Consider the following 15,801-nt stretch of genomic DNA (forward strand, 5'->3'; position numbering starts at 1 on the left):
ATCGTAATGAAATTAATCCGACGAGCTCACTACCTCACAATATTTTGCTCAAGTTTACTCGCGCTAACGAGCTTGTTTTCATTTAATGCGCTCAGTAACAACCTTTTTAATAGCACACTGTTAAGTGCGAGTTTGTTATCTGACAGCGTATTCATACCGATTAGTGACGCCGAAAAGCAACAGATTACCGTTCAAGATCAAACAATCGAAGTATTGGTTAAACCATGGCAAGGTAAGAAACAGCACGGTGCTGTTTTTCTTGTGGGGCCAACCGACACTCACGCCAGCGGACGTGGCATTATTCGTTATTTACGCCAACTAATTCCATCAAAAGGCTGGGCAAGTATCAGTATTAAACCCACTGAAGGCCTGTATCGCCCTAATTTTGCCACTTCAGCTGACCAAGTCACCAAAGCGGGTGAGAAACAGCTTGAACTTAATGCCTATCAAATAACACCAAAGTACAGCTCTAGCCAATTATTAGAACTTAGAAATTTCCAACAGAATGTTATCAATGAATGTTTGGCTCAACTTGAGGCAATTGGAGAACAATTTCCAGGAAAGCGAATTATTATTGCCGCTGATGACAGTGCTGGGATGGTGATTAATTTGCTCCATCAAGACAAACTGCAGCAACCAGACTTACTGGTTGTGATTAATCCTTACCGAGAATTTGAACAATTAATCGATGAGCAAAGCCGTGATTTATCTATACCGTTACAATTAGCTGAACTGGATTTCCCGATTCTTGATTTACAATCAGAGAATGGCAACATCGAGTCTATCGCTGAAACACCAGCACGCAAACAGTCCAATCAAATGAAAACGAGTCATCGATATCGTCAGTACTTATTGCAGCTTGATCTCAACAATCAAGGTGGGTGGGATGAAGCGTTAGAACATATTGAAGGGTTTGCTCGAAAAATGGTTGGTCGGTAAACCTACCAACCCATTTTACGATAATGAGTCAGCTCGATTACCAACCGGATTGACGGTCCTGATAAGGTTTTGCTGATTTTTTAATTTCTCGATGGCCTGCAATACTGCGGTTTTTGCCGACCAATAAACGGATTTGGCTTAAAGACTCTCGGCTTAGCAAACTACGTAATGTACCAGACCAGTTTTTGTTAATACTCAATTTGACTGCTGCATTCGTATCTGGCGAGCGTTGCATTAACTTGTCAGCGAACAATTGCGCTTGTTGATGTGGGTCGTCATACACTTCAGTGACTAATCCGTACTCGAGTGCTTTATCTGCAGTGATAATGTCAGCGGTATACGTCAGTTGTAGCGCTTTGTCTTTTGGCATAATTTGTCTTAAGCCCGCAAGACCTGCCATATCAGGTAATAATCCCCATTTAGATTCCATTATCGACAGTTGCGCATCTTTACTCGCAAACCTAAAATCAGCGCCTAACGCTATCTGCACGCCACCGCCATAACAAAAACCTTCAATAACTGCGATAACAGGAATGGGTAATTGCTGCCAGCCAAGGGAGACTCTCTGTGCCAAATTAGCATTACCAGGTAGCCACTTGAACAATAATTTCAGCGCAGGCATCACAGATTTCGACACACTTTTCACGTCCAAGCCAGAACTAAAGTTTCCTTCTGCACCCGATAAAATAACCACTCTAACCGCTTTATTTTTGTGTAATTTTTTTATGGTTTTATCAATAGCTTGAAATAGCTCGATGTTGAGTGCGTTGTATTTATCAGGCCTATTGAGTGTGACATGGGCAACGCCATTTTCTACCCTTAACTCAACGAGTTTATTATCCATGGTTCATCCTTTACTGGTCAGTCCAGATTGCAAGTTAACATAAATCCTCCACTTGTCGAGTAGTTAACCAAATAGACACACAGGCAATAACAGAAATACCCCACAAAAAACACCAAATGAATACGCAAGCATCAAATTCAACATAAAAAAGCGTCATATAAGATACAATTTTGCGATAAGTGCCAAAAAACTGTCGAATTTTAATGCTAATCATCAGCAATAAGTTGTAAAATAATGTTTAATAAATGTAGGGTGTAACGTTTTAGACTTTTCAGCAGCTAACTTACTGTTGCTTAATGCAATTAACCAAAACGTTAAATCATCAACTACACTCAATAATAATAAAACCCGTTAAAGGATCATCTGTCTCTATGACTATTCCTATTTTGATATGCGATGACTCAGGATTAGCCAGAAAGCAAATGGCGCGAACCTTGCCCAAGGAATGGGACGTTGATATCAGTTATGCCACTAATGGTGCTGAAGGACTCGAGGTTATCCGTGCAGGCAAAGGTGAGATCGTATTTCTCGATCTCAATATGCCTGTAATGGATGGATATGAAGTATTAGAAGCCATTCAAAAAGAAGATTTGCCTGCATTGGTCATCGTGGTGTCAGGTGATATCCAAATCAAAGCTCACGAAAGAGTCAAAGCGTTAGGCGCATTGGATTTTATTCAAAAGCCTGTCAGCGCCGAATCCATCAGTAATATCCTCGAAGAGTACGGCATTCTGACCTTAGCATTAAAAGATGCAGGTAATGACACGCCGATGTTTGAAGTGGATTTACGCGATGCTTGTCAAGAAATTGCCAACGTTGCTATGGGTCGTGCTGCAGACTTATTGGCCACACTGTTAGATGTGTTTGTCATGTTGCCTATCCCCAACGTAAATGTCCTTGAAGTCAGTGAACTGACCATGGCACTAAAAGCCACTGAAGAAAGTTCAAAAGTATCAGCATTGTGCCAAGGCTTTATTGGCGCAGGCGTGGCTGGTGAAGCCCTGCTGTTATTTCATGATTCAAGCTTTGAAGACATGGCCAAGTTAATGGGTCATAAAAACCCACAAGATACTGCAAATGAGATCGAAGTGTTAATCGACACTGGTAATGTGCTTATTGGTGCATTCCTTAATGGTATCTCTGAGCAATTAGATATGAAGTTTAGCCAAGGACATCCTGTTGTTTTAGGACGTCACTGCACGGTGAATGAGCTAATCCACGACAATTCAGAAAAGTGGCAACGCACCTTAGCAATGGAAATCAATTACCAAATTGAAGATCACAATGTCCAGTGCGATTTATTACTGCTATTTACCGAAGACTCCATCCCAACGCTTAACTTTAAGCTGGGTTATTTGCTCGATTAATCAACCTATTTAGCGAATAACACATTCGCAAATAATTAAAATAATAAAGAAAGTTGGATGTTAACTCATGTCTACTGATCAAAATGCAATGAACGAACTTCACTGGCTTATTGATATGGTGCAAACCATAGAGGTTGGCTTGGTCGTATTAGATCGTAATTACAACATCCAGTTGTGGAATGGGTTTATGGAAAACCATAGTGGCGTATCGCCTAATGCCATTAAAGGCAAAAACCTATTTGAAACTTTTCCAGATTTGCCTAATGAGTGGCTAACTCAAAAAATGGAATCGGTTTTTTTACTTAAAAACCGCTCGTTTATTAGCTGGGAACAACGCCCATACGTCTTTGAGTTTAAAAACTATCGCCCAATCACAGGTCGTGCTGATCACATGTATCAGAATATCACCCTGCTGCCCTTGGCTTCGCTCACCGGCAACATAACCCATATCAGTATCATTGTTTATGACGTGACTGATGTGGCGATTAATAAGCTACAACTCAAAGCGGCCAATGAGCAATTAGAAAAACTCAGCCAGACTGACAGCTTAACCCAACTATTTAACCGTCGTCACTGGCAAGAGTGTTTTGAAAAAGAATATGAACGCTTTGCGCGTTATGGTGAAAACGGCAGCATGATTATGATTGATATCGATAATTTCAAACAAATTAACGATAAGTATGGTCACCCTGCTGGCGATAAAGTGATTCAGAATATAGCCCATATCTTAAAACAATCTTTACGTGAAACAGACTTTGCAGGACGTTATGGTGGTGAAGAGTTTGCAGTGGTGCTAACGAATACCAGTGCTGACGAGTCGAAATACTTCACTGAACGCTTGCGTAAAAAAGTCGAATCATCACAAGTGGTTTATAAGAACCAAATCATCAAAGTCACCATCAGTATTGGGGTCAATTCCTTGTCAGAAGACACCAAAAATAGTGCTAGTTGGTTATCAGGAGCAGACAAGGCCTTATACCTTTCAAAGGAAAATGGCCGTAACCAAACTTCGGTTTATAAAACCAAGTAGAAGCTAATATCTCCATAGTTATCAATAAAAAGCCCACTCATTTGAGTGGGCTTTTTATGATTTTTCAGAAACAAGTTAATTAAAACTCATCTTCTTCATCTTGTTCTTCATCAAGCTCATCTTCGTCACCGACAAAGAAGGTTCCCCAACCGTCATAATCCACTTTTTGCTTTTGCGCTAAAAGCATCAGTTGCTCACAAGCTTTATCTAGCAAGTCAGCTTCAAGTGCGTGATTAGCAATTGCATCAAAACAGAAAATGATTGAGCCATCTTCTAGCTCCATCTCTTCAGCATCATTCACTTCAAAACCAAGTTTAAATGCATCAACCGCCGCTTTTTCTAAACGGTCAAAATTAGTCGATGAAAAGTGATGCTCAATCGTGTATTCGGCATCGGCTTGCGAACCATCAGCAAGCAAAGCTTGGATAATTTCACGGTTCTCAGCAAACTGCTCTTTTAAAAGACCTTCAATAGACATGGAGTAACTCCGTTAACAAAATAATGCGGCTAATCGCTAATTATACGTGATAAATCTACTGAGGTTTAGCCATTAATGCCGATGCTTCTTGATTTAATTCAGCTAAACGCTTTGACATTGCCTCATGCACCTTAGCACAAAGCTTTTTAACATCACTTTTATCCACATTTGCAGTCGACATCGGTGCCATCATTTCCACAATTACCACACCGTTATTCCAACGGTTCAATTTAATGTGGTTTTGACATGACGCCAGTACTGGGACTATTGATGCTTTAGCTGCGATAGCTGTGTGGAATGCACCTACTTTAAATGGCAATAAACCACGGCCACGAGAACGGGTTCCTTCTGGGAAAATCCAAACTGATAATAGTTTGTTTTTCATTTTCTCGACTGTTTTAGCCATGGTATCAAAGGCACTATGACGATTTTTACGGTCAATCAGAATATTACCTGACAACCAGTAAATTTGCCCAAATAGCGGCATCCACGCCAAACTTTTCTTACCTAAACTCACTGTCGCTTTTGGAACAGCTGAAGTATGAGTAAATAAATCAAAGTTATTCTGATGATTCGCTAAATAGATTTTAGGTTCTTTCGGGTGTTCTTCTGTTGCATGACGAGTAATGACTTTAATGCCAAGGATTGGGGCAACGGATGAAAAAATGCGAGCGATAACATGGACATTATCACGATGCATTGGTCTGACAATACAAAGGATGATTGCGAAAAAAAACGCCAGTGTTAATAACACTGCAAGAATAATTGAACGAGCAATTAACAGCACAAGCAGGCTCCTGCGAAGAAAGTGGCGACAGTATAGCCAGCACGGATGCTGGACTCAATGATTTGTTTGATTTCAGTTTACAATTGTAAGCTTAAATGATTATACACCAGCCAAGATGAATTAATGATGCGTTAAACATTAACGCATCATTAATTATACAGTTTGACTCGGATTTTATTGAGTGTGTTGCTGATTTGAGTATTTAATTGCTTAGGGATGAAGCCGTTTTTGACGCCTTCATCGACAGGAATACTCTCATTAGAATCGCACTCATAGCTAACGCTGCTACAATCGCGGCGCCACTCGGTAAATCATAAGTGGCCGAAAGTATAAGCCCTGCAATGTATCCAACAAATCCAACCACATAGGCAAGTGCCAATAATCCTTTTCCTTGGTACTTATTCAGTGCCAAGGCTGGAAGGATTAAGGTACTAAAGACCAAGTAGACGCCAATCAACTCAACCGAAAGTGTTATGACAATGGCAAACAGGAAGTAAAAACCTGCACCGTCTAACACTTGTGGTTTCATCACGATTAACGCCAATATAGCGGCAGAAACAATGGCTGGCAGGACGAGCTGAGACCAGTTAACCCATAATATTTGCCCCGACATTAGCTGTTTTAATAGCTCAGCACCATGAGGATCATTCGATAGCAGCAACATGGCTGCCACCGCACTCAGCACATAAAAACAACCAATAATCGCTTCAAGTTCATCAGCAAATCTTTTAGATAACCAAGCAATAAAACCTGCACCCACCAATGCAAATAACGCAGGCATCCACACATGAGAAAAAGGGAGTTCCTCAATACTGTGGTCCATATGCGATACGATTGCACCTAAAGCAGCCACTTGAGCAATGGCCAAATCAATAAAGATAATCCCACGTTTTAATACTTGGCGACCTAATACAACATGAGTAGACAGTACTAGTAAGCCAGCAACAAATGCAGGAATTAAAATAGGTAGCAAATCGAGATCTAGCATAAGTTTATTGAACCTCTGTAAGCATTGTTATAACGCTATCATAAAGGCTAAACAAATCTGTGCTATCACTGTTGCCACCCACTGACATAGGCAGAATTAGCACAGGTAAGTCCGTGCGTTCACCCAGCCAATTAGCACCGCGTTCATCCTGATAAGATGTCACTAATATCGCCATCACATCGCCTTCTTGGCTACGATTAACCAATTTTGCTAAATGGCTACTACTAGGTGGAATGCCAGGTTTAGGTTCTAAGTCAGCCACTTGTTCGATGCCTAGCCAGTTAAACAGGTAACGAAAGCTTGAATGGTACGCAATCACCTTTTTACCTTTCAAACCCGCCGCTTGCTCTTCCCATTTAGGGATAGCTTGCTGCCATCGGTCAGTGAAATCGGTAAGTTTTGCCTGATAACCTGCTGCACCTTCAGGGTCTAATGCCGCCATTTTTTCTGACAATGCATTAGCCACCTGTAACATTCTACGAGGATCAAAGTGCAGATGTGGATTGCCCTTTGCGTGGACATCTCCCATAGAACGATCAACATGTTCAAGTTTATCTAAGGTATCAATATGCTCAGCTGCGTAGAATAAACCGTTATCGGTTGAACGCACTTTATTATTCGATGCTTTCATTTGCAGCATAGGTAACCAACCAATTTCAAGGTCAGCTCCCGCACATACAACAAGATCAGCTTGACGCATCTTAGCGATCAAACTAGGTCTTGCCTGAACCAAATGCGGATCTTGCATTGCACTTGTCGCTGAATAAATTTTAGCTTCTGGCGCAATCTCTTGCGCTAAGGCTGCATATTCAGGCTCACAAGCAAACACATTTAACTGGGCATTCGCCGCGCTTGTCAAAAAGGCACTACAAAGCGCCCCCATCACAATGAGTTTTTTAGAATTGATGCGCACCGTGAGCTCCTAATGTCATAACATACTGAAGTGAGACAATGTTGTCGTCTTCAAAACCATCAAAGTTTGTACCTTTTTGATTAGTATATTGTAGACGGACAGTAGAGAAATGACTGTGATGCCAAGCTAAACTTAATTCAGTTTCTTTCAGTTTTTGCGGATCTAAATGGTCGCCATGAAGTTCATAGGTATCAACTTCACCGTAACGAACACCTGCAGACCAATGAGGAGAGAACTGATAAACACCACTTAAGTACCAACCTTCAAAATAATCATCGCCATGAGACTCTTCATGATCATGATCTTCCTCTTCATGGCCATGGTCGCCTTCTTCAAACGAAAAAGTATCCGTCACTCGGAAGTATTCACCACTCACTGTTAAATGTTGGTATTTGTAGTTACCGTTTGGCGCCCATTTATAAACAAAATCTGCGATGTAAGTATTTTCACCCGTGTAAGATGCGCTATGAGTGTGGCCTTCATGATCATGTTCTTCATCAGCATGACCTTCTTCCTCTTCACCCTCTACGACCATTACCTTACCATTGGCATTATATAAGTAGCTTAAGCCAACCTGCCAAGAGCTTGAATTACCAATGTCACCACCGAATTTAGTAAAAGCAGAATACACACCTACAGTGTCATACTCTCGTGGTCCATGCTCTTCATGTTCTTCCTCGTCATGCCCTTCTTCTTCATGCTCTTCATACATATCAGCAGCGCGCATTTTGTCGCCTTTAAAGACTTCAACACCCATAGTCCAATATAGATCAGTCGGGGCAACATAAGTTAGACGCACACCATCATCAAAATAATGATTACCCATGAACGCACGATAAGCACCTGGACGGTCAACAAATGAATCAGTATGTAAATGCTGATTATTTAAGTAACCAACATCAGATAGGAAGCGACCAGCACGAATACCTAAACCAGCAGGAAGCCCCATAGTTTGAATAAACGCTTCTTCTAATTCAATTTCAGTTTCACCGTCGTGCGACTCTAAAATCGCGGTCACTTTTCCGTAAAACATGTCATCAATGTTTGCACTAATCGCCAGCTCTGTTTCGCCCAAACCGAAGCCTTCTTCACGCCCACCTAAACCACGATCTCCAGTCTGATAAAAACCATCAAGAACCGCACTAATGTTAGGGTTTGTTAAGCTAGAATCTTCAGCAAAAGCATGAGTTGAAGCGAATGCGCAGGCAACTGCAACTAAAGAAAGGCGTTTGTTTAAATAAGACATTTTATCTCCAAAATACAACAAGTCTTCGTCCATCATCTGTGATAGTCGAATAAAAAATTAAGGTTAACGTTGTTAGATTAAGAGAAAAAAGGGGGCGCGCGGCTATGGTAAAGCGATTGGTGAACACTGCTATAAGTTCGACAGTTGTATGTGACAGTCTCGAAGTGCTGACGAACAATGGCGATGCTTAATTCAGTTGAGGGAAGTGCAGCATTAAACTGATGTTGATGGACACATAAAGTACAGCTAGTACTTAATGAATCATGGTCATGGATCACGTTATGTGCAGAAGCCGCAAACGACAGTAGTACTAGCATGGCTGAAAGCCATACCACAACACTGCGTTTTATTGGTCTAAATCTATGCACCAAACTCATCCTTGGATTAAAAAATCAGTGCTATCTTAAAAAGATTACAAAAAAAAGCAACCAATAGAGTGTTACAAATCACTTTTAATAAAAAAACGTGACGTACCATAGCAACTTATGCCATTCATCGTTATGCTATTTTAAGATTAGCTTAAGCTGAAAACGCTAAAATATTAGCCATATATAGCAGCTTAGCCAGCCAAGACAGAGGATTTAACTATGATGAATTTACTCAAAGACAACATCGGTATTATTTTAACAATGGTCATCATTGGCGTTGTTGTGCTTGGTGGTATTTATTATGTTGAAGCAGCACTAGAAAACCAAGTTCAAGTTGTAGACTAATTATTTGATTTCATCTGTTGGTTTACCGTCTTCTTCAGGCGCTTCAATAACCAGCAGATGGTCCATCAAATGCGTTACCCCCGTCAGTATTAGCGATAGCATAATAACGGGGGTGATAATATTGGCTAACCCTTCGACAAAATACCCCGTCACACCAGCGATTACTGCAGTATAAAAACCAATCACTTTTAGTATCGTTAGTATTGCATGACGTCCTAACCACGCCTGACAATGATAACATTGTATTTGCGCCGAAAACCCTTTGCCGCGTGTTCCAGTAACTTTACTGACCGAAATAGGTTTGTGGCAATGTGCACACTGTAAGGCAGCCATAGATAGCCTATCTAAAAATAAAAAGTGCGTAAGTTTAGCAAATTATCGTCAAACTTCATCCAATAACTTATCATTAGCGTTCTACCATTCTACAGGACGTTAATCATGCCAAGAATTCTGTTTGTTATTTGCTGTCTCATCAGCTTAATTAGCTTTTCTGGTAATAGCTTTGCTGCTGAAGTTGAACCAGCAACAAGCAAAAAAATTCAACAATTACAAAACACCATTGATACTGATGTCGCTTGGCTTAAAACAGCTAAAGGTGAGCTTAAAGATGTCAGTGAATATCGCATTCGTCATAAAACCAATTTATTACGCCAAGAGCTCGCTACGCTAGTTAATCAGCCAGAACCCGATTTAGCTTACTTAGTTCCGCAAGTGAATAAGCAATTAATCTTTCTTGATAAAGTCGGCCAATACATTGATGAAAGAACCACTGAACTCCAATTGGAGCTTGGTGGAGATAATGACGCAGTCATTATGCAACAAATTATCAAACGTGAAGAAGACCGAGATCATTATCTACAAGCTGAACTCGAAACTATCGCTTGGGGCAAACTACTGAATATCAGTGTTGATAATGCTGAAGCAGCTTTAACAGCAGAAGTGTTGCTGAGAGCTGATTACTTTGAAAGCTTAGTCACTTACACCCAAGCACAGCTAAAAAAAGCGGTAGCCGATGCATCTAATGCTGGTGCAGATGTCAGTGCTGAACAGAAGAGTAAGGTTTCATTACTCAAAGATCGCTTAGCTATGCACACCTCAAGCCTGAATGTTGCGGTCGAAATGCTCGAAGCTCTTGGTCAAGACACGACTCAAATCAAGCAAACATTATTCAGTGTATCTGGTGATATTACTCAAGACGTACTTAACTTTGATGTCGCCTCAAGTCTTATCGAAGAATGGATGACCATTGCTAAAAATCAAGCCTTGGAAAATGGCGCAGGGATGACGTTTAAAATCATCATCTTCTTGATCATTATTTTCCTTACCAGCTTGGTTGCCAAACTAGTGAGAAAGGTGGTTCGTAAAGCCGTCAACTCGTCTAAGCTGCAATTTAGCATTTTGCTGCAAGACTTCTTTACTTCGATTTCAGGCAATGTGATTTATGCTTTAGGTCTATTGATTGCCTTATCTCAGCTTGGGTTTGAATTAGCACCATTGCTCGCAGGTTTTGGTATCGCGGGTGTGATTATTGGTTTTGCATTGCAAGATACATTATCAAACTTTGCTTCAGGCATGATGATTCTAATTTATCGTCCCTATGATGTCGGTGACCTAATTAACGCGGCAGGTGTAACGGGTCGCGTCAGCCATATGAGCCTTGTATCGACCACGGTGAAAACCTTAGATAACCAAAGACTGATCATTCCAAATAATAAAATTTGGGGCGACACCATTAATAACATCACTGTAGAGCAAGAGCGCCGTGTTGATATGACATTTGGCATTGGTTATGGGGATGACATCCCTAAAGCAGAAAAGATATTAACAGATATCGTGATGGCGCATCCTAAGGTTAAACAGTTCCCTGAGCCTATGATTAAGCTACACACTCTTGGCGAGTCATCAGTGGATTTCATTGTTCGCCCATGGGCTGCCCCCCTCGATTACTGGGATGTATATTGGGACATTACTCGCGAAGTGAAAATGCAATTTGATGCACAAGGAGTCAGTATTCCTTTCCCGCAACGCGATGTGCATATTTACCACGAAAAATCTGCAGATTAAGCCTGCAGCTTATTTATCAATACAAAAAGCCCGAGCTATCTGCTCGGGCTTTTTAATGATTAACTGCAAGCGTAAACTTACTCATCTAAACAAGTTACTCAAACTATTTATCTAAGTAGGTCATCGTGCCTAATAAGTGTGGACGGCGACCTTTAATATCTCGCATTTCAAAACGCTTACCGTTTTCCATACTTTCAAATGCAAATGTCACTTCAGATGGCATAAACACAGGTAACTTAAATTCCACATCGACTTTAAATGGACGCTCGCCAATAAACTGCATTAACGCCGCTAAAGAACGCGCTTTAGACCACATTCCGTGTGCCAGCACTCTTTCAAAACCAAATCGTTTGGACACAATGGGGTGCAAATGAATCAGATTATAATCCCCTGATGCTTTGGCATACTGTCGGCCTAAGTCTTCAGGTAATTTCCAAGTGAGTGCATCTTCCCAAACCATATCTGAGCCACGTGGTGGTCTTGCTCTGCGCCCTTTTGACTCAATACGATAAAGATAAGTTGATAATGCTTCCCACACTAACTCTTCGCCCACATAAATTTTAGAGGCTAATTCAAACTCTAGCCCTGTGTCAGTGGTTTTGCTTGAGGTGAGCTCACACTGAACATCAAAGGTTTCATCTGCATTAATTGGACGATACAAGCTAATGCTATTTTTTAAGTGGATCATCCCTAAAAGCGGGAAGGTAATCGCTTTATGATTAAAAACAGTTGCATGCAATCTAAAGGCAAGTACGTACAAGAACGTTGGCGGTAATACCTTGCCATCAAAATCGAATTCACAGACATCTGCATATTGACGGACTTTTTTGTCAGCAACATTAATACCTTTAGCCTGAACATAAACATTCGGCAAAGGTTGCTGATCCCAACCCGGTTTACGCGTGAGTAATATTTTTCGATATAGTGACAACAACGATGGCATCGAAGCTAGTTCTATAGAGTAATCGTGACTCAAAGAGCACCCTTTCTGTATTAAGTGAAACGCAGTATTTAGACTGACTAAATACTGCGTCACAATTGTTTCAATATCGATATTATACATCGACTTGTAATACATCAGTAAAAAAAATACGTTTTAGGCTATTATTCCAACATATAAAATATTTTTTATTTACACTCTAGTCACACTGTTTATCCCAGCAATCGATAACGGTTGCACCCGCTTGTTGCAGTAATTGTGGAACGGTTTGCTGACCAACAACATGACCTGCGCCCACCACCACGAATAAGGTTTGGTAATCGGATTCAGCGAGAATGTCGAAAATACGTTTACTCATAGTGTGGTTTCTTTGCCACAGTAACTTATCGAGCAATTCATCCGAGTCTTCCGCTTGATCCTCCATTATGTCGGCTATCGCTTTATGATCGCCACTGCGCCATGCATTAATCAACGCCAACATATCCTCGTCAGTCGCATTAATCGCTTCATCGAGTAACTGTTGTTGGGTCTTATCAGAAAATGATGAAATCAAATCAAATTGAAACTGTACACTTTCAAGCTCAAGTAGCGGTTTACTCAGATCTCTCGCAACAAACGTGACATCAACACCAGCTTCCGGGCTAAAACCCAATGATGCAAACCGAGCGACTCCAATTTGGTTTGCTTGAAGCCAGGTAGCCAAAGGCTTAAGACCATCACACATGGTTTGGTTTTTGGCACAAAACATAGGATAACGTTGGTTTAAATCACTTTGTTTATTCGCAGTAGCAAAACCATATTGTTGTAATAATTGCTGCACATTGGCTTTAGTCACATCCGCTTCAATAACAAGCGCCTCTGAATCGACGAATGCTTGTTCAATTTGCAGCGGTAAAGGATAAAAGTCAGCCTTACCAATGTGGATAGAGCCTAATACGTATACTGTTTTTCCTTGATACGCAGCCTTAAAAAATGGCGGTTTATCTGACTCAGCTGCAAAAGCTGTTGCAGCGATAACCAAGCTTGATAGGCAAAGGAAAACCAGCATCAGAATGCCGCTAAGCCTTTTATTTTCTCCAAAGCGTTGCATCATTGGCACTTTTCCCTTCGTTTGACTTGTTAGTAACATGCCAGCCCCTTATAATTTAGCTTAATATTATGATGTTGAATGAGGCTATCATGCCGTATACCCAAGTTATCCAGCAATTAAAAGAAAGTCTGCAAACAGGATACCGTCAAGCCATTGATGCCGATAAAAGACTCGACGAATTACGTCAAGCTGGCCATGGTAAGTTTGTGGCAATCTTTACTGAAGAACAAGGTTTTACGCAAAAAAGTAATCGTTTTTTGCCGTATGTTCAGGAACTTGCAAATGAGTTAGAAGAGCTACAAGGCCTTAGTCATATTCCACCAGAAGCACTTGAAGCTCACGTACAAAAAATTGCAGCGTTATTGAAAACGCTGCATTTATTTAAACAAAACACTAAATAAGTGTTGTTTAAGCCCCAAATAAAAAAGCAGCCATTAGGCTGCTTTTTTATTTGTTCTACATGCCCCTTCCTCAACCTGCCAATGCAAAAGTAGCGATATATGACATAACTTTTAATACTTTGGTTTTAAACTCTATTTCACTGTTAACGACATATTTCTGTCATTTTCCTGCCATAGACTGATGAATTAATTTGCTATGGAATTGATTAGATGAGCGTTATAGATTTAGAAAAAGAACTGAATAAGATAATTGCTAAACAATCTATCAATGCCATTTTTCAGCCAATTTTTAATATCACTAACCAGAAAGTGCATGGCTTTGAAGCATTGAGCCGTGGCCCTGAACATAGTCCGCTTTTTTCTCCTGTGCCTTTATTCAAAACTGCTGAGCATATGGGTAAACTCAGCGAGTTAGAAACCTTATGTCGCAGCATCTCAATTAATGCATTTAAAACCTGCGAGTTGAAAGGCAAGTTATTCATCAATATCTCACCTAAAGCCCTTCTCGACCCTGATCATCCCAAAGGCTTAACCTTACAACTCATTAAACAAATGGGACTGCGCCCTGAAGATGTTGTTATTGAACTGTCAGAGCAGTATCCCGCAGATGATATCGATTTACTAAAAGACTGCTTGAACCATTATCGTAACCAAGGTTTCTTAACCGCAATTGATGATTTGGGCGCTGGATATTCTGGATTACGTTTATGGTCAGAATTAGCCCCTGACTACGTCAAAATTGACCGTCATTTTATTCATCAGATAGATAGCACACCAGTTAAGCAAGAATTCGTTCGCTCCATTGTGGAACTATGCCAAAACCTAACCTGTAAAGTGATTGCTGAAGGCATAGAAACACCTGCTGAGCTCACCATGCTGAAACAACTGGGAGTCACATATTGTCAGGGGTATTTGTTAGGGCGCCCTAATATCAAACCCAATACATTCATGAGTTCGGAATTAGTATCAGCACCATTAGCGCCGCAAAATCGCTATTGCGAAACAGCTGAAAGCCTATGTGCACCTGCTAATATCGCGACTCCAGAGACTAAACTCAAACAACTCAGCGAGCAATTCATCAACCAGCCTGCGCTTCAAGCAATTGTTATCGCAGATAATGGACAAGCCAAAGGTATTGTTAGCCGTAATCATATTTTAGAGTTGTTTAGCACACCCTATGGCAGAGCTTTACATGAAAATCACCCTGCAAGTGCGGTAATGGATAAGCAAGTCTTTCAAATCGATGCCAGCGAGCCACTGTCAACGGTCAGCCAATTACTCACTTCTGAGCACTCCACCACAGTAGCGCAGCAATTTATCATTCTTCGACAGGGTAAACTTATCGGTATTGGCCACACTAAAGATTTATTGCAACGCATAACAGAATACCGAATAAAAGTCGCAAGGCATGCTAATCCCTTGAGCAATTTGCCGGGAAATGTACCCATACAAGAAGAGTTGAAACGATTACGTTCCCAAAAGAAAGCCTTCTACTTGGCCTATTTCGACTTATGTCACTTTAAACCTTATAACGATATCTACGGGTTTTCACGTGGCGATGAAGTCATTATGGAAGTTGCTAATCTGCTCACTCATTACCAGAACGAACATAGCTTTGTCGGCCATATTGGCGGCGATGATTTTGTGATGATCAGCACTTGCTCTGAGGCTATTACTCACTTTCAAATGATCGTTGCGCAATTTGAAAAAAGTAAACGGACTTATTACTCTACTGAACACTGGCAAGCGCAAACCGTATACGCCAATGATCGTCAGGATAAAAAAGTACTTCATCCGTTGATCTCATTATGCGTAGGGGTGCTATCACCGAATTTGACGATACAAACCAGTGATCATGAATTATCTATGCTCAGTGCAGAAGCTAAAAAGCAGGCTAAATTTGCCAAGAATGGCTTTTATTTCTCAAATCATAACCAACAAAAAACAGCTTAATTCAATTAAGCTGTTTTTAGCGTGTTTGCATACTTGGCTATGGGTTAC

Annotated in this window: 17 protein-coding genes; 7 read left to right on the forward strand and 10 right to left on the reverse strand. The window is 40.8% G+C overall.

All coding sequences use genetic code 11. The annotated features are described in order from the left end of the window. The first annotated feature begins 6 nt into the window (after nt 1-6). Nucleotides 7-939, forward strand: coding sequence for a DUF3530 family protein (locus L2737_RS15400; protein ID WP_248956290.1), 933 nt, complete (start codon nt 7-9; stop codon nt 937-939). A gap of 37 nt (nt 940-976) precedes the next feature. Here the strand turns inward: L2737_RS15400 and L2737_RS15405 are convergent, their stop codons facing one another. Further along, on the reverse strand, nt 977-1,783 hold the full coding sequence (locus tag L2737_RS15405; protein ID WP_102526630.1) for a crotonase/enoyl-CoA hydratase family protein: 807 nt from the start codon (nt 1,781-1,783) through the stop codon (nt 977-979). A gap of 371 nt (nt 1,784-2,154) precedes the next feature. Between L2737_RS15405 and L2737_RS15410 the strand changes: the two genes are divergently transcribed. Then, on the forward strand, nt 2,155-3,150 hold the full coding sequence (locus tag L2737_RS15410) for a response regulator (protein ID WP_102526631.1): 996 nt from the start codon (nt 2,155-2,157) through the stop codon (nt 3,148-3,150). A 67-nt stretch (nt 3,151-3,217) separates the two neighbouring features. After that, nucleotides 3,218-4,180: a sensor domain-containing diguanylate cyclase gene (locus L2737_RS15415; protein ID WP_102526632.1), complete on the forward strand. Its 963-nt coding sequence runs from the start codon at nt 3,218-3,220 to the stop codon at nt 4,178-4,180. A 79-nt stretch (nt 4,181-4,259) separates the two neighbouring features. Here L2737_RS15415 and rraB read toward each other — a convergent pair whose 3' ends face one another. The 6 genes from rraB to L2737_RS15445 form a co-directional block, all read right to left on the reverse strand. Next, a complete protein-coding gene (gene rraB / locus L2737_RS15420) occupies nt 4,260-4,658 on the reverse strand; it encodes a ribonuclease E inhibitor RraB (protein ID WP_102526633.1) in 399 nt (132 codons plus the stop codon). A gap of 55 nt (nt 4,659-4,713) precedes the next feature. Further along, nucleotides 4,714-5,445: a 1-acylglycerol-3-phosphate O-acyltransferase gene (locus tag L2737_RS15425; RefSeq protein ID WP_248956291.1), complete on the reverse strand. Its 732-nt coding sequence runs from the start codon at nt 5,443-5,445 to the stop codon at nt 4,714-4,716. 202 nt (nt 5,446-5,647) lie between these two features. Beyond that, nucleotides 5,648-6,433 carry a metal ABC transporter permease gene (locus tag L2737_RS15430; RefSeq protein ID WP_102526635.1) on the reverse strand — a complete coding sequence of 262 codons (786 nt, stop codon included), beginning with the start codon at nt 6,431-6,433 and terminating at the stop codon, nt 5,648-5,650. A gap of 4 nt (nt 6,434-6,437) precedes the next feature. After that, a complete protein-coding gene (locus tag L2737_RS15435) occupies nt 6,438-7,346 on the reverse strand; it encodes a metal ABC transporter solute-binding protein, Zn/Mn family (RefSeq protein ID WP_371996699.1) in 909 nt (302 codons plus the stop codon). Beyond that, nucleotides 7,330-8,592: a hypothetical protein gene (locus L2737_RS15440; RefSeq protein WP_248956292.1), complete on the reverse strand. Its 1,263-nt coding sequence runs from the start codon at nt 8,590-8,592 to the stop codon at nt 7,330-7,332. The genes L2737_RS15435 and L2737_RS15440 overlap by 17 nt, the downstream gene beginning before the upstream one ends. Nucleotides 8,593-8,669: 77 nt before the next feature. Beyond that, a complete protein-coding gene (locus L2737_RS15445) occupies nt 8,670-8,960 on the reverse strand; it encodes an ABC-type zinc uptake system zinc chaperone (RefSeq protein ID WP_229371293.1) in 291 nt (96 codons plus the stop codon). 219 nt (nt 8,961-9,179) lie between these two features. Between L2737_RS15445 and L2737_RS22370 the strand changes: the two genes are divergently transcribed. Next, nucleotides 9,180-9,305, forward strand: a complete 126-nt coding sequence (locus tag L2737_RS22370) for a hypothetical protein (RefSeq protein ID WP_259651232.1) — start codon at nt 9,180-9,182, stop codon at nt 9,303-9,305. Here L2737_RS22370 and L2737_RS15450 read toward each other — a convergent pair whose 3' ends face one another. Beyond that, a complete protein-coding gene (locus L2737_RS15450) occupies nt 9,306-9,638 on the reverse strand; it encodes a hypothetical protein (RefSeq protein WP_248956293.1) in 333 nt (110 codons plus the stop codon). A gap of 105 nt (nt 9,639-9,743) precedes the next feature. Between L2737_RS15450 and L2737_RS15455 the strand changes: the two genes are divergently transcribed. Continuing rightward, the gene (locus L2737_RS15455) at nt 9,744-11,369 is read left to right on the forward strand and encodes a mechanosensitive ion channel family protein (protein ID WP_248956294.1); all 1,626 of its coding nucleotides are present in this window, start codon (nt 9,744-9,746) and stop codon (nt 11,367-11,369) included. A 103-nt stretch (nt 11,370-11,472) separates the two neighbouring features. Here the strand turns inward: L2737_RS15455 and L2737_RS15460 are convergent, their stop codons facing one another. Both L2737_RS15460 and L2737_RS15465 read right to left on the reverse strand, forming a co-directional pair. Next, nucleotides 11,473-12,345, reverse strand: a complete 873-nt coding sequence (locus L2737_RS15460; protein WP_248956295.1) for a MaoC family dehydratase — start codon at nt 12,343-12,345, stop codon at nt 11,473-11,475. Nucleotides 12,346-12,508: 163 nt separating this feature from the next. Continuing rightward, complete coding sequence (locus L2737_RS15465; protein WP_248956296.1) at nt 12,509-13,438, reverse strand: TraB/GumN family protein; 930 nt, start codon at nt 13,436-13,438, stop codon at nt 12,509-12,511. A gap of 50 nt (nt 13,439-13,488) precedes the next feature. Between L2737_RS15465 and L2737_RS15470 the strand changes: the two genes are divergently transcribed. Together L2737_RS15470 and L2737_RS15475 are read left to right on the forward strand one after the other, a co-directional pair. After that, on the forward strand, nt 13,489-13,800 hold the full coding sequence (locus tag L2737_RS15470) for a prephenate dehydrogenase (RefSeq protein WP_229371285.1): 312 nt from the start codon (nt 13,489-13,491) through the stop codon (nt 13,798-13,800). 210 nt (nt 13,801-14,010) lie between these two features. Continuing rightward, entirely contained in the window at nt 14,011-15,753 is a 1,743-nt protein-coding gene (locus L2737_RS15475; protein WP_248956297.1) for a GGDEF domain-containing protein, read from the forward strand. The last annotated feature ends 48 nt before the right edge of the window (nt 15,754-15,801 follow it).

The sequence above is a fragment of the Shewanella electrodiphila genome (genome assembly GCF_023283985.1).
Taxonomy (GTDB): domain Bacteria; phylum Pseudomonadota; class Gammaproteobacteria; order Enterobacterales; family Shewanellaceae; genus Shewanella; species Shewanella electrodiphila.